The 21,434-nt window shown below is 68.9% G+C and carries 19 protein-coding genes and 1 tRNA gene; 9 read left to right on the top strand and 11 right to left on the bottom strand.

Features of this window, described 5'->3' with window-relative positions; translation table 11 throughout:
• Positions 1 to 128: 128 nt before the first annotated feature.
• The 4 genes from C0481_RS11600 to C0481_RS11615 form a co-directional block, all read right to left on the bottom strand.
• A tRNA-Ser gene (locus tag C0481_RS11600) sits at positions 129 to 218 on the bottom strand.
• A 101-nt stretch (positions 219 to 319) separates the two neighbouring features.
• Complete coding sequence (locus C0481_RS11605) at positions 320 to 760, bottom strand: PaaI family thioesterase (RefSeq protein ID WP_293403818.1); 441 nt, start codon at positions 758 to 760, stop codon at positions 320 to 322.
• Between the two features lie 12 nt (positions 761 to 772).
• Positions 773 to 1,264 carry a ribonuclease E activity regulator RraA gene (gene rraA / locus C0481_RS11610; RefSeq protein WP_293403820.1) on the bottom strand — a complete coding sequence of 164 codons (492 nt, stop codon included), beginning with the start codon at positions 1,262 to 1,264 and terminating at the stop codon, positions 773 to 775.
• Positions 1,261 to 2,808, bottom strand: coding sequence for a class I adenylate-forming enzyme family protein (locus C0481_RS11615; RefSeq protein ID WP_293403822.1), 1,548 nt, complete (start codon positions 2,806 to 2,808; stop codon positions 1,261 to 1,263). The genes rraA and C0481_RS11615 overlap by 4 nt, the downstream gene beginning before the upstream one ends.
• A 190-nt stretch (positions 2,809 to 2,998) precedes the next feature.
• Between C0481_RS11615 and C0481_RS11620 the strand changes: the two genes are divergently transcribed.
• The 3 genes from C0481_RS11620 to C0481_RS11630 all read left to right on the top strand — a co-directional run bounded on the left by C0481_RS11620 (position 2,999) and on the right by C0481_RS11630 (position 6,308).
• Positions 2,999 to 4,474 (top strand): AMP-binding protein, encoded by a 1,476-nt coding sequence (locus C0481_RS11620; protein ID WP_293403824.1) that lies wholly within the window; start codon positions 2,999 to 3,001, stop codon positions 4,472 to 4,474.
• 229 nt (positions 4,475 to 4,703) lie between these two features.
• Positions 4,704 to 5,888, top strand: a complete 1,185-nt coding sequence (locus tag C0481_RS11625) for a thiolase domain-containing protein (RefSeq protein ID WP_293403826.1) — start codon at positions 4,704 to 4,706, stop codon at positions 5,886 to 5,888.
• Positions 5,889 to 5,891: 3 nt separating this feature from the next.
• Positions 5,892 to 6,308, top strand: coding sequence for a Zn-ribbon domain-containing OB-fold protein (locus C0481_RS11630; RefSeq protein WP_293403828.1), 417 nt, complete (start codon positions 5,892 to 5,894; stop codon positions 6,306 to 6,308).
• A 96-nt stretch (positions 6,309 to 6,404) separates the two neighbouring features.
• On the opposite strand, the gene C0481_RS11635 is transcribed toward C0481_RS11630, so the two are convergent.
• On the bottom strand, positions 6,405 to 6,977 hold the full coding sequence (locus C0481_RS11635; protein ID WP_293403830.1) for a hypothetical protein: 573 nt from the start codon (positions 6,975 to 6,977) through the stop codon (positions 6,405 to 6,407).
• Positions 6,977 to 8,188 (bottom strand): CoA transferase, encoded by a 1,212-nt coding sequence (locus C0481_RS11640; RefSeq protein WP_293403832.1) that lies wholly within the window; start codon positions 8,186 to 8,188, stop codon positions 6,977 to 6,979. The genes C0481_RS11635 and C0481_RS11640 overlap by 1 nt, the downstream gene beginning before the upstream one ends.
• A gap of 74 nt (positions 8,189 to 8,262) precedes the next feature.
• Between C0481_RS11640 and C0481_RS11645 the strand changes: the two genes are divergently transcribed.
• Positions 8,263 to 9,429 carry an acyl-CoA dehydrogenase family protein gene (locus tag C0481_RS11645; protein ID WP_293403834.1) on the top strand — a complete coding sequence of 389 codons (1,167 nt, stop codon included), beginning with the start codon at positions 8,263 to 8,265 and terminating at the stop codon, positions 9,427 to 9,429.
• On the top strand, positions 9,426 to 10,208 hold the full coding sequence (locus C0481_RS11650) for an enoyl-CoA hydratase/isomerase family protein (RefSeq protein ID WP_293403836.1): 783 nt from the start codon (positions 9,426 to 9,428) through the stop codon (positions 10,206 to 10,208). Before C0481_RS11645 ends, C0481_RS11650 begins: the two co-directional genes overlap by 4 nt.
• A gap of 147 nt (positions 10,209 to 10,355) precedes the next feature.
• On the opposite strand, the gene eda is transcribed toward C0481_RS11650, so the two are convergent.
• From eda to pgl, 4 genes are read right to left on the bottom strand one after another with little or no spacing between them, the layout of a single operon-like run.
• Positions 10,356 to 10,970, bottom strand: coding sequence for a bifunctional 4-hydroxy-2-oxoglutarate aldolase/2-dehydro-3-deoxy-phosphogluconate aldolase (gene eda, locus C0481_RS11655; RefSeq protein WP_293403838.1), 615 nt, complete (start codon positions 10,968 to 10,970; stop codon positions 10,356 to 10,358).
• Entirely contained in the window at positions 10,967 to 11,944 is a 978-nt protein-coding gene (glk, locus tag C0481_RS11660) for a glucokinase (RefSeq protein WP_293403840.1), read from the bottom strand. The genes eda and glk overlap by 4 nt, the downstream gene beginning before the upstream one ends.
• Complete coding sequence (gene edd, locus C0481_RS11665) at positions 11,941 to 13,767, bottom strand: phosphogluconate dehydratase (RefSeq protein WP_293403842.1); 1,827 nt, start codon at positions 13,765 to 13,767, stop codon at positions 11,941 to 11,943. Before edd ends, glk begins: the two co-directional genes overlap by 4 nt.
• 17 nt (positions 13,768 to 13,784) lie before the next feature.
• On the bottom strand, positions 13,785 to 14,459 hold the full coding sequence (pgl, locus tag C0481_RS11670; protein ID WP_293403844.1) for a 6-phosphogluconolactonase: 675 nt from the start codon (positions 14,457 to 14,459) through the stop codon (positions 13,785 to 13,787).
• A 167-nt stretch (positions 14,460 to 14,626) separates the two neighbouring features.
• On the opposite strand from pgl, the gene C0481_RS11675 reads away from it, so the two are divergent.
• The 4 genes from C0481_RS11675 (at position 14,627) to C0481_RS11690 (ending at position 19,865) form a co-directional block, all read left to right on the top strand.
• Positions 14,627 to 15,694, top strand: coding sequence for a glycosyltransferase family 4 protein (locus C0481_RS11675; protein WP_293403846.1), 1,068 nt, complete (start codon positions 14,627 to 14,629; stop codon positions 15,692 to 15,694).
• Between the two features lie 10 nt (positions 15,695 to 15,704).
• On the top strand, positions 15,705 to 17,855 hold the full coding sequence (locus tag C0481_RS11680; RefSeq protein ID WP_293403848.1) for an amylo-alpha-1,6-glucosidase: 2,151 nt from the start codon (positions 15,705 to 15,707) through the stop codon (positions 17,853 to 17,855).
• A gap of 40 nt (positions 17,856 to 17,895) precedes the next feature.
• Positions 17,896 to 18,414 (top strand): hypothetical protein, encoded by a 519-nt coding sequence (locus C0481_RS11685; protein ID WP_293403850.1) that lies wholly within the window; start codon positions 17,896 to 17,898, stop codon positions 18,412 to 18,414.
• Positions 18,415 to 18,536: 122 nt separating this feature from the next.
• Positions 18,537 to 19,865 (top strand): pyridoxal phosphate-dependent aminotransferase, encoded by a 1,329-nt coding sequence (locus tag C0481_RS11690; protein ID WP_293403852.1) that lies wholly within the window; start codon positions 18,537 to 18,539, stop codon positions 19,863 to 19,865.
• Positions 19,866 to 19,877: 12 nt separating this feature from the next.
• On the opposite strand, the gene pyk is transcribed toward C0481_RS11690, so the two are convergent.
• The gene (gene pyk / locus C0481_RS11695; protein ID WP_293403854.1) at positions 19,878 to 21,296 is read right to left on the bottom strand and encodes a pyruvate kinase; all 1,419 of its coding nucleotides are present in this window, start codon (positions 21,294 to 21,296) and stop codon (positions 19,878 to 19,880) included.
• Positions 21,297 to 21,434 lie beyond the last annotated feature (138 nt).

Raw genomic sequence — 21,434 nt, forward strand, 5'->3', positions numbered from 1 at the left:
CTCCATTGGTTTGCGCCAACAGAACGCGCGGCTGCTGACAGCGGTTTGTCAGCAGCGGTTTTCGGCCGTCGAATAACGCCGCGAGCCTTCGCGCGGCGAAGGTCGGACGTCTCAGATTTTCAGGGATATGGCGGAGAGGGTGGGATTCGAACCCACGGTACCCGTAAAGGTACGCCGCATTTCGAGTGCGGTGCTTTCGACCACTCAGCCACCTCTCCGGAGACGTCGTTCGGGCCTCGAATAAGGAGAACCCGCTGAGCGCGAGGCGCGGAACCTACTCATCCGGCCTGCCGAGATCAAGCGGCCGTTTTGCGATCTTTCAGCGCGGGTAGAGAATCATCTGCGTGCAGCGGAAAAGCGCGATCGCCTTGCCGCTCCCAGCATGGGTCGCGACCGCGTCCCAGACCTGGGTCATGCGCCCGCCGTGGACCAGCTTGGCCTCGCAGCTGACGGTCTCGCCGGCCTGGGCGGTGCCGAGGAAATTGCTTTTCAATTCAATGGTCGTGAAGCCGACCGCGCCATCAGGCAGCGAGATCCGGCAGCCGTAGCCGGCGGCCGAATCCAGCAACGCGATGACGCTGGCCGCGTGCATGAAGCCGTTCGGCGCCATGTGCTTCTGCTCGACCTTCACCTGGCTGTGCAGAAAGCCCGGCCGCGCCTCCAGCACCTCCAGACCCAGCTCGCCCGGCAGGAAACCCTGCTGCATGGCGTTGAGGTCGTCGGGCGTATTGCCGCTGAGGTTGGTGAAGGCGTCGGCCATCGGAAAGCTCCTTTACTCGTCGTCCTCGTCGGCGGCCGGCAGCACCGCGACGCCGTCCTCGTCGGCGTAGAGCATGTCGCCGGGCAGGAAGACCACCCCGCCGAACGCCACCGGCGTGTCGACCACGCCCTCGCCGCGCTTGACACTGCGCATCGGGTTGGTGCCCAGCGCCTTGATCCCGATGTCGAGCGTGCCGAGCACCACGGCGTCACGCACCGCCCCGAACACCACCACCCCGGCCCAGCCGTTCTTCACCCCGTCGGCGGCCAGCATGTCGCCGACCAGCGCCCGGTGCAGCGAGCCGCCGCCGTCGACCACCAGCACGCAGCCTTCGCCCGGCTCGGCCAGCGTCGCCTTCACCAGCGAATTGTCCTCGTGGCAGCGAACGGTGCGGATCGGCCCGGAAAAGGCGGTCTTGCCGCCGAGGTCGCGGAACTGGGTCTCGCAGACCTCGATGGTTCCCTCATGTTCGTCGCAGAGGTCGGCGACCGAGATCTGGCTCACGCGAGGGCCTTTCCCTTGTAGTCGTCGCGCAGCTCGCGCTTGAGCACCTTGCCGATGTGGCTGCGCGGCAGGCCCTCGACCAGGATCAGGTCGGCCAGGCGCTGGGTCTTGCCGAGCTTGGCGTTGACCCATTCGCGCAGGGTCTCGGCCTCGATGCTCTTGCCGGGCTTGAGGGCCACGAACGCCACCGGCGTCTCACCCCACTTGTCCGACAGCACGCCGACGACGGCCGCTTCCAGCACCGCCTCGTGCAGCACGATCTCGGCCTCGAGGTCGCTCGGATAGATGTTGAAGCCGCCCGAGATGATCATGTCCTTCTTGCGGTCCATGAGCGTCAGGAAGCCGTCCTCGTCGAACCGCCCGACGTCGCCGGTGCGGATGTAGCGCAGGCCGTCGGGCGAGTACCACTCTGCCTCCGAGGTCTTGCCCGGCTGGTTGTGGTAGCCGACCATCATCGCGCCCGAACGGCCGACGACCTCGCCGATCTGCCCTTGCGGCACCTCCACCCCGTCCTCGCCGATCAGGCGGATGTCGTGGCCCGGCAGCGGCCGGCCGACCGTGTGCAGCTTGTCCGGATGCTCGTGGGCCAGCAGGCCGCAGGAGCCGCCGCCTTCGGTCATGCCGTAGTACTCGATCAGCCCGCCCGGCCAGCGCTTGAGCACGTCGGCCTTGATCTCCGGCGAGAACGGCGCGGAGGTCGAGAACTTCATCACGTAGGACGACAGGTCGTAGCTGTCGAAGTCCGGCCGCTCCATCAGCCGGCGGTACTGCACCGGCACCAGCATGGCGTGGGTGGCGCGGTGCTGCTGCGACAGCTTCAGGAACTGCTCGGCGTCGAACTTCGGCATCAGCACCGCGGTGCCGCCGTTGGAGATCGTCGGCAGGTACGAGACCAGCGTGGTGTTCGAGTAGAGCGGCGTCGAGATCATCGTCACCGACTGGGCCGGATAGACGCCGCGGCGGATCTGGCCCCAGCGCATCCGGTGCGGCTGGACGATGCCCTTCGGCGCGCCGGTCGTGCCCGACGAATAGATGATGTTGAAGCCCTGGTCCGGATCGACCTCGACCGGCGCCGGCTTGCCACCCTTGGGCGCCAGCCAGTCTTCGAACGCCACGCCGACGCCTGAGCCGTCCAGCGCCACGCGCTTGGCGCTGATCTGATCGGCGACGCCTTCCAGCTGCTTAGCGACCCCGGCGTCGAGGAAGAACACCTTCGCGCCTGAGTCGTTCAGCATCATCACCAGGCTTTCTGGCGTCGAGGACGGCGCCAGCGGCGCCACGATCGCCCCGGCCCGCAGGATGCCGAAGAAGCTCGCCCCGTATTCGGCGCTGGTCGTCGCGCAGATCGCCGCCACGTCGGCCTTGCCCACGCCGTCGCGCTGCAGCGCCACGGCGATGCGGTCCATCAGCTCGTCCAGCTCGGCGTAGGAGATCGTCCGCTTCGCATCCACCAGCGCGGCCTTGTCGCCCAGGTCCGCGGCCTGGGCCCGGATCACATCGGCCAAGGTCCCAAATTCCTGGGTGAGCAGTTCTTCCACGGACATGGACGTCTCCCTCTCAAACACTTGTACGAACCCCTAAAGCCCGAAACGGCGACATCCGCAATCGGCGCTTGCGTCGCAATGCTTCCGCAAAGGAAACTGGCGCTGTCCGCCAACGCATTCCGGCGGCGAGCCATTCTTCGATCAAAGGGCCGTCAGAGCCCGATCCATTTCCAGGGGACGGAAACCAAGCATGTCCGATGAGATGATTTCGCTCGGCGCCAAGCTGAAGCAGCTAGCGCAGCTCAAGCCGAACGCGCCCGCCGTCACCTGCGGCGATGTCACGCTGACCTACGAGCAGTTCCACAAGCTTTCCAACCGCGCCGCCCGCGGCCTGGCCGCCAAGGGCGTCAAGTTCGGCGACCTGGTCACCCTGGGCCTGCCCAACTCCACCGACTTCGCGGTCGCCTGCTGGGCGATCTGGAAGCTGGGCGCGACGCCGCAGCCGATCTCCTTCCGCCTGCCCAAGGGCGAGCTGGAGGCGATCATGGAGCTCGCCAACACCCCGGTGGTCATCGCCCAGTTCGAGCACCAAATCGACCGGCCGCTGCTCTCGATCCCCGACCTGCTGGCCCTGTCAGACGATGACAGCGACCTGCCCGACCAGACCGCCCCGGTCTCCAAGGCTCCGACCAGCGGCGGCTCCACCGGCCGCCCGAAGCTGATCCTGGCCGGCCAGCCCGGCGTCACCGCCAAGGAGACGCCCGAGGTCGGCGGCTGGCGACTGAAGCCCGGCTCGGTCGCCCTGCTGCCGGCGCCGCTCTATCACAACGCCGGCTTCGGCATGATGATGTCGGCCTTCAGCGTCGGCTGCCACATGGTGCTGATGCCGCGCTTCGAGGCCGAGGCCACCCTGGCCGAAATCCAGCGCAACAAGGCCACCTGGATCTACCTGGTCCCGACGATGATGAACCGCATCTGGCACCTACCCGAGGAGGTCCGCGCCAAGTACGACCTCTCCTCGCTGGAGACCCTCTGGCACCTGGCCGCGCCCTGCCCGGCCTGGCTGAAGGAGGCCTTCATCCACTGGGTCGGTCCCGAGACGGTGATGGAGCTCTACGCCGGCACCGAGGCCCAGGCGGTGACCACCATCTCCGGCGCCGAGTGGCTGGAGCATCGCGGCTCGGTCGGCAAGGTCACGGTCGGCGAAATGGTCGCGGTCGGCGAAGACGGATCCTTCCTGCCCGCACGCGAGGTCGGCGAGATCTACATGCGCCGACCCGAGGGCGCGCCGCCCTCCTACAAGTACATCGGCGCCACGGCCAAGGTGCTGGACGGCGGCTGGGAAAGCCTGGGCGACATCGGCTGGTTCGACGAGGATGGCTATCTCTACCTGGCCGACCGCCGCACCGACATGATCCTGGTCGGCGGCTCCAACGTCTATCCGGCCGAGATCGAGGCGGCGCTCGAAGAGCACCCCGAGGTGCAGTCCTGTGCGGTGATCGGCTTCCCGGACGACGACCTCGGCAACAAGATCCACGCCATCGTCCAGACCAAGGGCTCGCGCGACGAGGCCTCGCTGCGCGCGCACCTGGCGGCCAAGCTGGTCACCTACAAGCAGCCGCGAACCTACGAGTTCGTCGACGAGCCGCTGCGCGACGACGCCGGCAAGGTCCGCCGCACCGCCCTGCGCGACGAGCGCCTGGCCGCGATGAAGCAGCCGGCTTAGCGCCGACCGCTCCCTCTCCCGCCTGCGGGAGAGGGCTAGGGTGAGGGTCCCGCCGCGCCCCTGGCCGGCGTGGTCAGAGCGCCGCCTGGCGGCGCCAACCCCTCACCCTACCCTCTCCCCTCAAAGCGGGGAGAGAAGATGCCAATCGTCGCAAGGCCGAGCGGTTGCCGTCCATGCTGCACCGCGATAAGCCACATCCATTCTTCAAAGATAATTTCCGGGGAAACGCATGAGCATAAAAGGCAAGGCCTACATCATGGGAGCGTACGAGCATCCGCTCCGCGACGCGCCCGACAAGTCGACCCCGCAACTCCACGCCGAATGCGCCAAGGGCGCGCTGGAGGACGCGGGTCTCACCAAGGACGACATCGACGGCTACTTCTGCGCCGGCGACGCCCCCGGCTTCGGCGCCATGTCGATGATCGACTACATGGGCCTGCGCAACGTCCGCCACATGGACTCCACCGAGACCGGCGGCTCGTCCTACCTGCTGCACGTCGGCCACGCCGCCCAGGCGATCGCCGAGGGCAAGTGCTCGGTGGCGCTGATCACCCTGGCCGGCCGTCCGCGCCAGAACAAGTTCTTCGGCGGCGGCGCGGGCAAGCCCGGCCAGCTGACCGACGGCCCGCCCGAGGCCGGCTATGAGAACATCTACGGCGGCTCGACCCACAACACCTACGGCATGTGCGCCATGCGCCACATGTACGAGTACGGCACCACCAGCGAGCAGTTGGCCTGGATCAAGGTCGCCGCCAGCCACCACGCCCAGTACAACCCGCACGCCTTCCTGAAGGACGTGGTGACCGTCGAGCAGGTCGTGAACTCGCGGATGATCTCCGACCCGCTGCACCTGCTGGACTGCTGCGTCGTCACCGACGGCGGCGGCGCGCTGATCGTGGTGTCGCCAGAGGTCGCCAAGACCCTCAACCGTCCCAAGGTGAAGATCATGGGCGCCGGCGAGTCCCCCAAGGGCCCGATGGGCGGCCGCGGTCTCGACCTCACCCACTCGGGCGCGGTGTGGTCCGGCCCGATCGCCTTCGGCGAGGCCGGCGTGAAGCCGTCCGACATCAAGTACGCCTCGATCTACGACAGCTTCACCATCACGGTGCTGATGCAGCTTGAGGACCTCGGCTTCTGTGAAAAGGGCCAGGGCGGCAAGTTCGTCGCCGACGGCAACCTGATCTCGGGCGTCGGCAAGCTGCCGTTCAACACCGACGGCGGCGGGCTGTGTAACAACCACCCGACCAACCGCGGCGGCATCACCAAGGTCATCGAGGCGGTGCGTCAGCTCCGCGGCGAGGCCCACCCCAAGGTCCAGGTCCCCAACTGCGACATCGCCCTGGCCCACGGCACGGGCGGCTCGCTCGGCACGCGCCACGGCGCGGCGACCCTCATCATGGAACGGGAGGCCTAAATCATGACCGACGTCCAAGACCGCCCCGCCCTCATGACCCGCCAGATCCCGGCCCCGGCCGTCACGATCGAAAGCAAGCCCTTCTGGGATGCAGCCGCCGATGGCAAGTTCCTCATCAAGCACTGCAACGCTTGCGGTGAGGACCACTGGTACCCGCGCGCGCTCTGCCCGTTCTGCTTCTCGGACAAGACCGAGTGGAAGGAGAGCCCGGGCGAAGGCGTGATCTACAGCTACAGCGTCATGCACCGCTCGCCGTCCGGCCCCTACGCCATCGGCTACGTGACCCTGAACGAAGGTCCCGCCGTCCTGACCAACTTCGTCGACGTGGCGCCCGACGGGCTCTCCATCGGCCAGAAGGTCAAGGTGAAGTTCCAGCCGACCGAGAACGGCCCGCCAGTCCCGGTGTTCTCGCCGGTCTGACGTCATATCCCTCTCCCCCACTGGGGGAGAGGTTAGGTGAGGGGGCCGAAGCCTACCGGCCCCCTCAACGCCTGCCATCGAGGCCGGATCGCGCCGCTAGCGCGTCGCTTCCCCCTCACCCGGCCTCTCCCCCAGGGGGGAGAGGAGATCGATGAGCCCCTCCGCCTCACGCGGATGGCGCAGGCGATGCACCTGCAGGTGCGCGAACCTCGGGTCCTCGATCCGCCCGCCGTACTCTTCCCGCCGCCGCGCCCAGGTGTCCCAGGCCCAGCGGATCGGATGCTCCTTGCTCAGCCACATCCGCCAGTCCTCGCGGTTGCCGGTCCCCGGCCACAGTTCGGCGCGGTCGATCGCGCGCAGCACCGAGCGCTTGATCACCCGCGGCATGATCACGCTGCGCGCGTAGTCCAGCCAGATCAGATGCGTGGCCCGGCTCCAGACCAAGTCGCGGACCTTGCCGTAATTGCCGTCGCTGACCCACGCCTCCTGGCCGACCGCCTCGGCCACCCGGCGGACGAACTCGTCCGGGTCGTGGCTGTTGAGGTCCTTCCAGCCGACCTGCCAGTTGATCGCGTCCAGTTCGATGTGCGGCAGGCCAAGTTCGGCGCCCAGGCGCCGCGCCAAGGTCGACTTGCCCGAGCCCGAGGTCCCCACCACCGCAATACGCATCAGGCCTCCTGCGACACCTCCGCTAGCACCTCTTCAGTGTGCTCGCCCAGCCGTGGCGGGTGTCTACGAATGTTCGATGGCGTGCCGGTGAACTTCACCGGCGGCTTCATCGCCACATAGGCTCCGGCCTGCGGGTGGTCGTACTTCTCGAAGAAGCCGACCGCCTTCAGGTGCGGGTCCTCGGGCAGGTCGTCCAGCCGGTTGGTCCGCGTCACCGGGATCGACAGCGGCTTCAGCAGGTCCAGCCACTCGTCGGTGGTCTTGGTCACCGTCACCGTCTCGACCAAGGCGTAGAGTTCGTGGATGTTCTTGCCGCGCTCCAGACCCTGGAAGCGCGGGTCCTTGCCGAAGGTCTCGCCCCAGCCGGCGACGTCGAAGAAGATGTCCCACTGCTTGTCGGTATAGGGCAGCAGGCCGATGTAGCCGTCCTTGGTCTGGAACGGCTTGCGGTGTGGATTGACCACTCGCTGATAGCCCCACTGGCCGGTCGGCGGGTCGAAGGCGTGGTCGTAGAGGTGCTCGACCAGGTTGAAGCTGGTCACGCACTCCAACATCGGCACCTCGATGAACTGGCCCTGGCCGGTGCGCTCACGGCTCAGCAGGCCCGCGGTGATCGCCTGGCACATGAACAGGCCCGACACCTTGTCGGCGATCAGGCTCGGCAGAATCCGCGGCGTCGGGTTCCCATCCGTCCGCGGCAAGACGTCAGCCAGGCCCGAGGCCGACTGGATCAGGTCGTCATAGGCCGGTTCACCGGCATAGGGGCCTTCCGAGCCGTAGCCAGCGGCGTGCACGTAAACGACGTCCGGCCGCAGCGCCTTTACGTCCTCGTAGGCCAGGCCCAAGCGCTTGAGCCCCTCATAGCGGATCGAGGTCGCGAACACGTCGCAGCTCTTGATCAGCGCCTCGAGGCTCCGGCGCGACTTCGGATCGGCGAGGTTGAACACCACCGAGCGCTTGTTGCGGTTGATGGTCAGGAAGATCGGCCCCAGGTCCCGCGGCCAGTCCTTCGGCGTGTGGCCGGGCCAGCGCATGATATCGCCGCCGGTCCCGCGGCCCGAGCCGGGGTCCTCCAGCTTGATCACCTCGGCGCCCTGGTCGCCCAGCATCTGGGTCGCATAGGCTCCGAACACCACGCTGGTGAGGTCGAGAATCCGGATGCCCTTCAGCGGTCCCGTGGCTTCGTTCGCCAGCTGCTTTACTTCCGCCACGTCAGGCCTCCCCTCTGCAAACCGCCTCGTTATGATCGGGGTCGAACATCGCGCATTGACGCGGGGGAGGGCTAGTGGACTTCGCGCTTTCCGACGAACACAGGATGCTCAAGGAGCTGGTCGCTCGCTTCGTCCAGGACGAGCTGATGCCGCTGGAGGCCGGGGTGCTGGCCCGCGAGGCCGACGGCAAGGGCCTGGGCATCGGCGCGGCCGAGAACGCGCGGCTCGACGAGGTCTCGAAGTCCCTCGGCCTCTGGGGCCTGGACGCGCCCGAGGATGTCGGCGGCGTCGACCTGCCGGCGGTGGCCATGGTCGGGGTCAACGAGGAGCTGGGCAAGACCATCACGCCCTACACCCTGCCGCCCGACAGCCCGAACCTGCGCATGCTCGCGGCGACCGCGAACGAGCGGCAGCGCGAGGCCTATCTCGCCCCCTACGTCGCCGGTCAGACGATCAGCGCCATCGGCATCTCCGAACCGGGCGCCGGCGCCGACCCCGCGGGCATGCTGACCCGCGCCGATCGCGACGGCGACGACTGGGTGATCAACGGCCGAAAAATTTGGATCACCCGGGCCGAGGAAGCTGATTTCACCATCCTGATGGCGGTGACGAACAAGGAGAAGGGCGCGCGCGGCGGGATGTCGGCGTTCCTGGTCGACAAGGGCACGCCCGGCTTCAACGTGCTGCGCAAGATCCCGATGATCGGCGGCCAGGCGACCTACGAGGTGGCGCTGGAGGACTGCCGGGTCGAGGGCTGGAAACTGCTCGGCGAGGAGGGCAACGGCTTCGCCCCCATGCAACTGCGGCTCGGCACCCGGCGGATTGAGATGGCCTCGTGGTCGATCGGCATGGCCCAGCGGGCGCTCGACATGATCTGCGAGTACGCCCCCCAGCGGAAGACCTTCGGCCTGCCGCTCAGCGAACGTCAGGCGATCCAGTGGTGGGTGGCCGACGCCGCCACCCGCATCCACGCCGCGCGGCTGATGACCTACGACTGCGCCTGGAAGCTGGACCAGGGCCGCGACGTGCGGGTGGAAATCTCGATGATCAAGGGCTACGCGACCGAGATGGCCTGGGAGGTCGTCGACCGCGCGATGCAGACCTTCGGCGCCATGGGCATGACCAAGGAGCTGCCGCTGCAGCTGATGGCCAACCGCCTGCGCACCATGCGAATCTACGACGGCCCCACCGAAGTCCACAAATGGGTGGTGGCCCGCAACCTGATGGGATCGAGACGATGAAGACGGCCTATGGCGACCACCTGACCCTCACCACCGACGGCCACGTGGCGACCATCGTCATCGACCGGCCGGCGAACAACCACGTCTCGGTCGACCTGATGCGCGACCTCGCCGATGCGCTGGAGGCGATGGACCGCGACAACAACATCCGCGCCGTGGTGCTGGCCGCCGCCGGCCGGGCGTTCTGCGCCGGCGCCGATCTGATCTCGCCGACCGGCATCGGCGGCACCGGGATGAGCGGCATCGACAGCCTCTACGAGCAGGCCGTCCGCCTGTTCGCGGTCGAGACCCCGATCATCGCCGCCGTCCAAGGCGCCGCCGTGGGCGCCGGCCTTGGCCTGGCGCTGGTCGCCGACTTCCGGGTGGTCGCGCCCGAGGCGCGGTTCTCGGCCAATTTCGTCAAGCTCGGCTTCCATCCGGGCTTCGGCCTGACCCACACCCTGCCGCGCCTGATCGGCGTGCAGCGCGCCAATCTGATGTTCCTGACCGGCCGCCGCATCAAGGGCGACGAAGCCCTGGCCTGGGGCCTGGCCGACGAACTGGTCCCGCTGCCCGAGCTGCTGCCGGCTGCTCAGGCCCTGGCCGCCGAGATCGCCGAGAACGCGCCGTTGGCCGTGATCGCCACCCGCAAGACCCTGCGCGGCGATCTGGCCGCCGCCGTCCGCGCCCAGACCGCCCACGAGCACGCCGAGCAAACCCTGCTGCGCGCCACCGAGGACTTCGCCGAGGGCGTCCGCGCCGTGCAGGAACGCCGGCCGGGCGTGTTCAAGGGACGCTGATTTCCCAGGGGACTTGCTGAGTCGGCAGCCCCCTCACCCTACCCTCTCCCCAAGGGGGAGAGGGATCGCGCCCTAGGCTCCCTCGCCCCATTTATGGGGAGAGGGTTGGGGTGAGGGGCAGCGCTGCGCAGCAGCGCAATGCGGTCGCTACTTCCCCAGCGCCGACGCCGCCTTCGCCAGCTCGGTGATCCTGCCCCAGTCGCCGGCGCGGACCGCGTCGGCCGGCGCCACCCAGCTGCCACCGACGCAGATCACGTTGGGCAGGGCCAGGTAATCGGCCGCATTCTTGGCGTCGATGCCGCCGGTCGGGCAGAAGCTCGCCTGCGGGAAGGGGCTGGAAAAGGCCTTCAGCGCGCCCACGCCGCCGACCACATTGGCCGGGAACAGCTTGAAGTGGGTGAAGCCGGCGCGCATGCCGCGCATCAGCTCGCTGGCGGTGGCGATCCCCGGCAGCAGCGGCAGGGCGCCGTCGACGCCCTCGCCGTCGATCAGCCCCGGGCTGACCCCGAACTTCGCGCCGGCGTCAGCCGCCGACTGCCGCGCCTGGGCGGTGGTGATGGTCCCTGCGCCGACCACCGCGCCCTCGACCTCGCCGGCGATGCGGCGGATGCAGTCCAGCGCCACCGGCGTGCGCAGGGTCACTTCCAGCGCATAGAGCCCGCCCGCCACCAGCGCCTTGGCCAGCGGCACGGCCTGGGCCGCGTCCTCGATGATCAGGACCGGCACCACCGGGGCGAGCTTGAGGGTCTCGGCGAGGGTCAAAGCGGGCTTCCTTCCAGTTGTTCCAGCACGCGCGCGGCGCCGACCAGCGCCGCATAGGGGTGGACGATCAGATAGGTGGGGATGTCGCGGGTGTAGTCGGACAGCCGGCCCTTGTCCTCGAACCGGCGGCGGAAGCCGCCGGCCGCCAGCCGATCGGCCAGCCGCGGGGCGATGCCGCCCGAAACATAGACCCCGCCGCGCGCGCCGCAGGTCAGGGCGATGTCGCCGGCCGTCGACCCGAGAATCTCGCAGAAGCGGTCGAGGGTCTCCTCGGCCAGCAGGTCGCCGCCCTTCTGGCCGGCCCCCAGCACTTCCTTCTCGTCCTTCAGCTCGGCTGGAACGCCGCGCACGTCGGCCAGGCCGCGATAGAGCGCGTACAGGCCCGGCCCAGACAGGATCCGTTCGATCGAGACCCGCCCATAGGTCCGGCGCAACGAAGCCCAGATCGCCGCCTCGACCCCGTCATAGGGCGCAAAGCCCGCATGGCCGCCTTCGCAGGGCACGGCGATGTCGCCGCGATCGGTGCGCACCACCATCGAGACGCCGAAGCCGGTGCCGGCGCCCAGCACCAGGATCGGCGCGCCCTCGGCCCCGCGCATCGCCGGGCCGATGGTTTTCAGGTCGTCGGGGTCGAGCACCGGCGCGGCCAGCGCCTGGGCCGCGAAGTCATTGATCAGCTTGGCCGAGTGGAACTCGAAGGTGCCGATCAGCTCGCCCTCCGACACCCGCCAGTCGAGGTTGGTGAACTCGATCTCGCCGTCGACCACCGGGCCGGCCACGGCGATCGCCGCGGTGTGCACCTTCTGGCGGCCGACCGTGGTCTCCAGGTACTCGCCGATGACCTCGGTCAGCGATCCGTACTCGGCGGCCGGATAGGTCTTGGGATTGCGGATCCGGCCGGTGGAATCGACCACGGCCAGGCGCGCGTTGGTGCCGCCGATGTCCCCGACCAGGCCGGTATAGATAGTCTTCACGCAACGTCTCCGAAAAGCGCGCCGCCGCCCTGCTCGGCCGGCGCGGCCGCCCGGCGCATCCAGCCGAACAGCTCACGGCCATAGCCGAACCCGGGCTGAGCGACGCTCAACTTCTCCCGCGCCGCGAACTGGGCCGGGTCGAGCTTGATCTCCAACGTCCCGGCATGGGCGTCCAGCCGGATCACGTCGCCCTCGCGGACCTGCGACAACGGGCCGCCGTGAGCCGCCTCGGGGCTGACGTGGATGGCCGCCGGCACCTTACCCGACGCGCCGCTCATCCGCCCGTCGGTGACCAGCGCCACCTTGAAGCCCTTGTCCTGCAGCACGCCCAGCACGGGGGTCAGGCTGTGCAGCTCGGGCATGCCGTTGGCGGTCGGCCCCTGGAACCGCACCACGGCGATGAAGTCGCGGTTCAGCTCGCCGCGCTTGTGCGCCTCCAGCAGGTCCTCCTGGTCCTCGAAGACGATCGCCGGGGCCTCGACCACCAGGTTCTCGTCCTTGACCGCCGAGGTCTTGATCACCGCCCGGCCCAGCGGTCCGGTCAGCAGCCGCATGCCGCCCTCGGGCTGGAACGGGTCGGAGGCCGGCCGCAGGATGTCGCGGTTCAGGCTCTCCCGGGCGCCCTCGCGCCAGACCAGCTTGCCGTCCTCCAGGAACGGCTCGGTCTGATAGTGCCGCAGACCCTGGCCGGCGACGGTGACGACGTCCTCATGCGCCAGGCCGGCGTCCAGCAGCTCGCGCACGACAAAGGCCATGCCGCCGGCGGCGTGGAAGGCGTTCACGTCCTCGCTGCCGTTCGGATAGACCCGCGCCAGCAGCGGCGTGACCTTGGAAAGCTCGTCGAAGTCCGACCAGTCGATAACGATGCCCGCCGCCCGCGCCATCGCCACGATATGCAAGGTGTGGTTGGTCGAGCCGCCGGTCGCCAGCAGCCCGGCGATGGCGTTGACGATCGCCTTCTCGTCCACCACCGCGGCCATCGGCGTATAGGCGTTAGTCCCGTGGCCGATCTCGATCGCCCGCTTGGGCGCCGCGGCGACCAGCGCGTCGCGCAGCGGCGTGTTCGGATGGATGAAGGCCGAGCCCGGCAGGTGCAGGCCCATCATCTCCATCATCATCTGGTTGGAGTTTGCGGTGCCGTAGAAGGTGCAGGTGCCCGGCCCGTGATAGGACTTCATCTCGCTGTCCAGCAGCTCGTCGCGGGTCGCCTTGCCCTCGGCGAACAGGCCGCGCACGCGGGCCTTCTCGGCGTTCGACAGCCCCGAGGACATCGGCCCGGCCGGCACGAAGATGGTCGGTAGGTGGCCGAAGGCCAGCGCCCCGATCACCAGGCCCGGCACGATCTTGTCGCAGACCCCCAGCATCAGGGCGCCGTCGAAGGCGTCGTGAGTCAGCGCCACGCCGGTCGCCATGGCGATGACGTCGCGCGAGAACAGCGACAGCTCCATGCCCGGCCGCCCTTGCGTGACGCCGTCGCACATGGCCGGCACCCCGCCGGCGTACTGGGCGGTGCCGCCGACTTCCTGCGCCGCCGCCTTGATGATCGCCGGGAAGCGCTCCAGCGGCTGGTGGGCGCTGAGCATGTCGTTGTAGGCCGAGACGATGGCGATGTTCGGCGCGGTCGGATTGCGCATCCGCTGCTTCACGCCGTCGGACTCGGCGGCGAAGGCGTGGGCCCAGTTGGCGCAGGACAGCTTAGCCCGGCCGGGGCCGTCATGCTGCGCCGCCTCGATCCGTTTCAGATAGTCCGCGCGGGATTTTCGGCTCCGCTCGACGATGCGAGCGGTGACGGCGGCGGTGACGGGATGCAATGCGACAGGCATGACTGGCTCCAACTCTCTCAAGGGGTCCAGAGAACGCGCACGGGCGCTTTAGCCTGTTCGAGCAGCGCGTGCACGGGCAGACCGTTCCCCTTCTCCACGATGTCGCGCTTCTTCGCCCCGGAGATCAGCACCAGGATCAGGCGGGCTTGCAGGAGAGCCGGCATGGTCATGGTCACCCGCGCGATCGGCGGCGAGCCGACCCCGGCGGGTACTCCCAGGCAGAAACGCGTTCCGTGCGGATCCATGCCCAGATCCAGCACAGGCGATCCGGGGATCAACGAAGCGACGTGGCCGTCCTCACCCATCCCCAGAAGCATGACGTCATAGGGCGCCAGCGCGCGCACGTCAGCCTCCACCTTGTCGGCGGCGGCCTCGACGCTGTCGGCGGCCGTGCTGATCGGCACGAAGCGCGCCGCCGCGGCCGCGGCGGTCAGCAGCCGCTCGCGCAGCAGGCGCTCGTTGGAGTCAGGCGACTCCACTGAGACGAACCGGTCGTCGGACAGCGTCACGGCGACCTTGGCCCAGTCCAGCTCCGCCTGGGCCAACAAGTCGTAGACCGGCGCCGGCGAGCGCCCGCCCGTGCCGACCAGGCTGGCGGCGCCGCGTTCGGCCAGGGCCTGGACCAGCGCCTGAGTCGTGGCGGCGGCGGCGGCGGCGGCCAGCTCGGCCGCGGTTGCAAAGGTCTCGATCATGTCTCGCCCATAACGCAGCACCGCGACGAACGCGCCACCGTTTCACCCCCTAGGGGCGGAAAAGCGCCGGCTGATTCGGAACCAGACCGGTCGGTTGCGAACTTCCCCTGCGGCCGCATGGCGCGTCCAGACGCCTGCCGCCTGCCGACAGCCGGGAGTCCCGCGTGATGAGGATCGCTCAAGTTCCACCGCTTTATGAGGCCGTACCGCCCCGCTTCTACGGTGGAACCGAGCGGGTCGTGTCGCATCTGACCGACGCCCTGGTCGACCTCGGCCACCAGGTGACCCTGTTCGCCAGCGCCGAGGCTCAGACCAAGGCCCAGCTGGTCAAGGTCCGCGATCAGGCGATCCGGCTCGATCCCGTGCAGCTGAAATCGGACCTGGCCGCCCACATGTCGATGCTCTGGGACGTGCGCCGCCGCGCCGACGAGTTCGACATCATCCACTTCCATACCGACATGATTCACTTCCCGTTCTTCGAGGACGTGGCCGACAAGACCCTGACGACCCTGCACGGGCGGCTCGACCTGAAGGACCTGCCCGGCGTCTACTGGCGCTGGCAGCAGTTTCCGCTGGTTTCGATCTCGGATTCGCAGCGCAAGCCGCTGGCCTTCGGCAATTGGGCCGGCACCGTCCACCACGGCATGCAGGCCGATCTCTTCCGGCCGAGCTTCGGACCGGGCGACTACCTGGCCTTTCTCGGCCGCATCTCGCCGGAGAAGCGCCCTGACCGGGCGATCGCCCTGGCCAAGCGCGCCGGCCTGCCGCTGAAGATCGCCGCCAAGGTCGATCAGGCCGACTTGCGCTACTTCCAAGACAAGATCGAGCCGCTGCTGATCGGCCAGAAGCTGGTCGAATTCGTCGGCGAGATCGGCGACGACGAGAAATCGGACTTCCTGGGCGGGGCCCGGGCGCTGCTGTTCCCGATCGACTGGCCCGAGCCCTTCGGGCTGGTGATGATCGAGGCCATGGCCTGCGGCACGCCGGTGATCGCCTATGGCTGCGGCTCGGTGCCCGAAGTGATCGAGGATGGGCTGACCGGCTTCATCGTCGCGAGCGAGAACGAGGCGATCGACGCCATCAGCAGGATCCCGAACTTGAACCGGCGCAGCGTGCGGCGCAGATTCGACGAGCGTTTCTCGAGCGTCGCCATGGCCAGGCGCTATCTCGACCTTTACGCCGGCCTGGTGGGCGCCCGCCCCGAACGCGGCGTCGCGCTCGCGGCGAACGCCTAAGGTAGGGCTCATGGACGATCTCGCGCCGGCTCCGGACGCGCCGGTCGAAACGGGTGATACGGGCGAACCGCGGGTTCCCCACCGCCTCTTCGCCCTCAAGGACAAGGACACCTTCGTGGTGGCCGACGCCTTCGGCGACATCATCGGCGCGGGCGACGGCCTGTTCCACAACGACACTCGCATCCTGTCGCACTTCCGTCTGCTGCTGGGCGGACGCCCGCCTTCGCTGCTGTCGGCGGCGATCGCCCAGGACAACGTCTTCTTCACCTCGCACGGCGCCAACCAGGCCCTGCCCTATCCCGGCGGACCGGTCGGCCCGCCCGGCGTGCTGCACGTCGAGCGCAAGCGCTTCCTGTGGGAGGAGCGGCTCTACGAGCGGATCTCTTGCGTCAACTACAGCCGTGACGTGGTGCTCATCCCGCTCTCGATCGAGTTCGGCGCCGACTTCCGCGACATGTTCGAGGTTCGCGGCATGCACCGCGAAAAGCGCGGCCGATTGCACCCGCCGATAGCGGACGGCCGCAGCGTACGGTTCCGCTACGACGGCCTGGACGGGGTCGAGCGCACCAGCCTGATCAGCTTCTCCGACCCGCCGGCCCGGATCAGCGGCCAGCGCGCCGACTACATGTACTCGCTGCAGCCCGAGGGCCGGCTGGAGCTCTATCTGGAGATCGGCGCCTGCAGCGCCCCGCCCCCCGACCGCCACCGCTTCCGCTACGCCGCCGCCCGCGCCCGCTGGGACATGCGGGCCCGCCGCCGCCACGGCGCGCGGATCAAGAGCTCGGGCCGGCTGTTCAACGAATGGCTGGAGAAGTCGCGCGCCGACCTGGCGCTGCTAACCACCCGCATGGAGACCGGCCCCTACCCCTATGCCGGCATCCCTTGGTTCTCGACCGCCTTCGGCCGCGACGCCATCATCACCGCCTGGCAGATCCTGTGGTTCGAGCCGTCGCTGGCGCGCGGTGTGCTGACCTATCTGGCGGCGCATCAGGCCGAGGAGGTCTCGGCCTTCCGCGATTCCGCCCCCGGCAAGATCATGCACGAGACCCGCAAGGGCGAGATGCCGGCCATGGGCGAGGTGCCGTTCGCCCGTTACTACGGCGGGGTCGACACCACGCCGCTGTTCGTGGCCCTCGCCGGGGCCTATGCCGAGCGCACCCGCGACCTGGTGCTGATCGACGACCTCTGGCCGGCTCTGACCGCGGCGATCCGCTGGATCGAGCAGTTCGGCGATTCCGACGGCGACGGCCTGATCGACTACAAGCGCGGCAAGGATTCGGGCCTGGCCAACCAGGGCTGGAAGGATAGCGAGGACAGCGTCTTCCACGCCGACGGCCGCTTCCCGGACGGCCCCATCGCGCTGGTCGAGGTGCAGGGCTACGCGTTCGCCGCCTACCGCGCCATGGCCCGGCTCGCCCACCACCGCGGCGACCAGGACCACGCCGCCCGCTGGGCCGCGCGCGCCGAGCAGATCCGCGAAGCCGTCGAGCGCCGGTTCTGGATGGAGGACCACCAGTTCTACGGCATCGCCGTCGATGGCCAGGGTGAGCTGTGTCGCGTGCTAAGCAGCAACCCCGGCCACCTGCTGTTCTCCGGCCTGCCCAGCCCCGCCCGGGGCCGCAAGGTGGCCGAACGATTGATGTCCGCCGACTTCGACAGCGGCTGGGGCATCCGCACCCTCGCCACCGGCGAGCCGCGCTACAATCCGATGAGCTATCACAACGGCTCGGTCTGGCCGCACGACACCGCGGTCTGCGCCATGGGCCTAGCCCAGTACGGCGAACGCGAAGCGGTGGTGAACCTGACCTCGGGCCTGTTCGAGACCGCCAACACCTTCGAGATGCGGCTGCCGGAGCTGTTCTGCGGCTTTCCGCGCATGGCCGGCGAGCCGCCGGTCGCCTACCCGGTCGCCTGCCTGCCCCAGGCCTGGGCCGCCGGCTCGATCTTCATGATGCTGCAGTCGGTCCTCGGCCTGTCGGTCGACGGCTGGAACCGCGAGATCCGGGTCAGCGAGCCGCGCCTGCCGATCGGCATCGATCGGATGGAGATCGGCGGCCTGCGGATCGGCGAGGAATGGGTCGACCTCTTGTTCGAACGCACCGGCCGCCGCATCGACGTCCAGGGCCGCAGCCGCACGGGCATCCAGGTCAGGGTGCGTTAGAGCGCTGGAACGCCGACGTCCCGCCCTCTAGGCTTGGTTCATGATCCTCCTGTCCATCGCCCTACTCCAAGCCGCCGCCGCTGGCGGCGGTGATCCGCTCGCCCCGGCCCGGTCCGATCAGGTGCAATGCTATGGCCCCGACGCCACGCGGCGCGAATGCGTCAGCATCGGCGCCTACCACCGCAGTCCAGACGGCGGCGTGCTCAACGAGGCGATCGTGCTGATTACGCCCGACCCGCGCATCATCATGACCACGGTGGCGCCGGTACAGGTCAAGGACGGCGCGATCTGCGGCGCGATGCAGCCCGCCCATCTCGCCGCCAGCACCTTCACCGTAGCGGACGCCCCGGCGACGCCCGAACAGACCGCCGCCCTCCGCCAGGAGTTGGCGAAGGCGATGCAGCCGCTCTTCGGCAAGGAGATTTGCACGTCGATCACCACCACGCCCGACGGCGCGTCTATCGGGCAGGCCCGCGTCGACGGCGTCCGCCAGCCGGCCATGGACCAGCCGGTCATCTGGGTCCCGAAAGCGGCCGGCTGGAAGATTCGCACGAACTGAACGCAGGACGGCCAGGTTTGGCGGGCCGCCGTCCGTACACGGTGCGGTGATCCGCAGCTTGCGTTCACCTTCGCAATCTAGGATCAGAACCGACCGAGCTTAGTTCAATCGAGCAGACCGCCTTGCGCACCGCCATTGTCCACCCTGGGGCCGACAACCTCCGCTACGAAATCCGCCAGATCGTGGAGGTCGCCAAGGCCATCGCCGCCGCAGGCCAGCCGATCCGCTGGGAAAACATCGGCGACCCGGTGGCCAAGGGCGAGAACCCGCCGGCCTGGATCAAGCAGATCGTCGGCGAAGTGGCCGCCGACGACCTGAGCTTCGCCTATTCCCCGACCCGGGGCCTGGACGAGACCCGCGCCTACATCGCCAACGAGCGGAACCTGGAAGGCGGCATCCAGATCACCGCTGAGGACATCCTGTTTTTCAACGGCCTGGGCGACGCCATCTCGACGATCTATGGCGCCCTGCATCCGACCGCGCGGGTGATCGGCCCGAACCCGGCCTATCCGACCCATTCGTCGGCCGAGGCCGCCCATGCCGGCGCCCCGCACATCACCTATCGCCTGGACCCGCAAAACGGCTGGAAGCCGGACCTGGCGGATCTTGAGTCCAAGGTGGCCGCGAACCCGCAGATCGCCGCCATCCTGATCATCAATCCCGACAACCCGACCGGCTTCGTCTATCCGCAGGAAACCCTGGCCGCGATCGTCGACATCGCCTGTCGCTACGGCCTGTTCCTGATCTCCGACGAGATCTACTCGAACCTCGCCTATGCCGGCTCGGGCATGCACAAGCTGGCCTCGGTGATCGGCCAGGTGCCGGCCATCGCCATGCGCGGCATCTCCAAGGAATTCCCATGGCCAGGCGCCCGCTGCGGCTGGATCGAGGTCTACAACCGCGACCAGGACGCCGATTTCGACCGCTTCGCGCGCTCGCTGCTTGAGACCAAGATGCTCGAGGTCTGCGCCACCACCCTGCCCCAGCGCGTGCTGCCCAAGGTGATGGGCGACGCCCGTTACTATCCGTACCTGGAACAGCGGGTCAGCGCCTATGACCGCCGCGCCAAGCGCGCCGTCGAGGTGCTGTCGGCGATCCCCGAACTCACCATCCATCCGGCTCGCGGCGCCTTCTACATGACGGCGGTGTTCCGGCATGGCGCGCTGAACATCGAGCAGTCGCTGCCGGCGTCGGACGTCGCCGCGGCGATCATCGCCCCGCATCTCAGCGCGGCGCTGGACCAACGGTTCGTGCTGCACCTGCTGGCCGGCACGGGCATCTGCGTGGTGCCGCTGTCGACCGGCTTCAACTCCGACCTCCAGGGCTTCCGCTTTACGCTGCTGGAAGCCGACGAGGCCAAGTTCGAGATCCTGCTCTTCGACCTCGCCGCCGCCCTGCGGAGCTACCTGGCCAGCGCCAAGGCCGAGTCGCCCAACGTCTCGGCCGCATAGCGCCGAGACCGCTCAGCGCCGCGGCGCATGGGCGATACGCAGGATGTTGGCCGCCCCGGGCGAGCCCATCGGCAGGCCAGCCAGGATGATCACCCGCTGATTGGGCTGGGCGAGCTCGGTGAGCATCGCCTGTTCGACCGCCAGCTTGGCCAGTTCCTCCGCGTCGCCGACCTGCGGCACCACCCGCGGCTCCACGCCCCAGACCAGCGCCAGCTTGCGCGCGGCGTGCAGGTTCGGAGTCAGCGCCAGGATCGGCTGCAGCGGCCGCTCGCGGGCCAACCGCAAGGCCGTGCGGCCGGTGGTCGTAAACGCGGCGATGCAGGCGGTCGAGGCGGTTTCGGCCGCGCGGCTGGCGGCGGCGACCAGCGCATCGGCGTCGGCGTCCTCGACCGGGTACTCGGCGCGCATCAGCTCGGGCCAGCGCGGATCCTGCTCCACCCGGGTCAGGATGCGGTTCATGATCGTCACCGCCTCTAGCGGATACTCGCCCGCCGCCGTCTCGGCCGACAGCATCACCGCGTCGGCGCCCTCATAGACCGCCCCGGCGACGTCGGAGGCCTCGGCCCGCGTCGGGCTCGGCGCATGGATCATCGATTCCAGCATCTGGGTGGCGACGATCACCGGGATGCCGCGCGTGCGCGCGGCGCGGACCAGCGACTTCTGCACCACCGGCACGTCTTCGGGGTTCAGCTCCACCCCCAGGTCCCCGCGCGCGACCATCACCCCGTCGCAAAGGTCGAGGATCTCGTCGAGCGCCTCGATCGCCGCCGGCTTTTCGATCTTGGCCAGCACCGCGGCGCGGCCCTGCACGATCTGGCGCAGCTCGGCCATGTCCGAGGCGCGCTGCACGAAGCTGAGCGCCACCCAGTCGACGCTCTGCTGCAGGGCGAAGGCCAGGTCCTCGCGATCCTTGGCGGTCAGGGCCGGAACCGGAATGGCGTGGCCCGGCAAGTTCAAACCCTTGTGGTTCGACAAGGTGTCGCCCGAAAGCACCTCGGTCTCGGCGAAGCCGGGGCCGTTGTGGCGCACGCGCAGCCGCACCTTGCCGTCGTCGAGCAGGATGTCCGAGCCCGGCCGCAGCACGCTGAACACCTCGGCGAGCGGCACCCCCACGCGGCTGGCGTCGCCCGGCTCCTCGGAAACGTCGAGCCGGAAATCCTGGCCGACCGTCAGCCGCACGCTGCGGTCGGCGAACTCGCCCAGCCGGATCTTCGGGCCCTGCAGGTCGGCCAGCACCGCCAGCGGCCGGCCCGCCGCCGCCTCGGCGGCGCGGACGTTGGCGATGGTCCGCGCATGGTCCTCGTGGGTCCCATGGCTGAAGTTCACACGGAACACGTCTGCGCCGGCGAGCGCCAACTGGACGACCTTGCCGGCCTCGCGGCTGGCCGGACCGAGGGTCGCAACAATGCGGGCGCGGCGGGCGCGGATCATCTGGCCTCCATCAGCCGATCGGGTGGGTCGCACTATGGCCCAACCCGCGGGGGAAGGGAGTCTTTCCCCGATCGGGGTCGATTCGAAAACGGCCGGTCGGCACAATCGGCGAGAACCTGGAGGCGCTTCGCGAATTCC

Origin of the sequence: Phenylobacterium sp. (genome assembly GCF_013822795.1) — a bacterium.
In the GTDB taxonomy this organism is placed as follows: Bacteria; Pseudomonadota; Alphaproteobacteria; order Caulobacterales; family Caulobacteraceae; genus Phenylobacterium.

Coding starts and splice junctions, on each gene's coding strand:
- C0481_RS11605 (WP_293403818.1), bottom strand. CDS start 760: ATGGCCGACGCCTTCACCAACCTCAGCGGCAATACGCCCGACGACCTC.
- C0481_RS11615 (WP_293403822.1), bottom strand. CDS start 2,808: ATGTCCGTGGAAGAACTGCTCACCCAGGAATTTGGGACCTTGGCCGAT.
- C0481_RS11620 (WP_293403824.1), top strand. CDS start 2,999: ATGTCCGATGAGATGATTTCGCTCGGCGCCAAGCTGAAGCAGCTAGCG.
- C0481_RS11625 (WP_293403826.1), top strand. CDS start 4,704: ATGAGCATAAAAGGCAAGGCCTACATCATGGGAGCGTACGAGCATCCG.
- C0481_RS11630 (WP_293403828.1), top strand. CDS start 5,892: ATGACCGACGTCCAAGACCGCCCCGCCCTCATGACCCGCCAGATCCCG.
- C0481_RS11635 (WP_293403830.1), bottom strand. CDS start 6,977: ATGCGTATTGCGGTGGTGGGGACCTCGGGCTCGGGCAAGTCGACCTTG.
- C0481_RS11650 (WP_293403836.1), top strand. CDS start 9,426: ATGAAGACGGCCTATGGCGACCACCTGACCCTCACCACCGACGGCCAC.
- edd (WP_293403842.1), bottom strand. CDS start 13,767: ATGCCTGTCGCATTGCATCCCGTCACCGCCGCCGTCACCGCTCGCATC.
- pgl (WP_293403844.1), bottom strand. CDS start 14,459: ATGATCGAGACCTTTGCAACCGCGGCCGAGCTGGCCGCCGCCGCCGCC.
- C0481_RS11675 (WP_293403846.1), top strand. CDS start 14,627: ATGAGGATCGCTCAAGTTCCACCGCTTTATGAGGCCGTACCGCCCCGC.
- C0481_RS11680 (WP_293403848.1), top strand. CDS start 15,705: ATGGACGATCTCGCGCCGGCTCCGGACGCGCCGGTCGAAACGGGTGAT.
- C0481_RS11685 (WP_293403850.1), top strand. CDS start 17,896: ATGATCCTCCTGTCCATCGCCCTACTCCAAGCCGCCGCCGCTGGCGGC.
- pyk (WP_293403854.1), bottom strand. CDS start 21,296: ATGATCCGCGCCCGCCGCGCCCGCATTGTTGCGACCCTCGGTCCGGCC.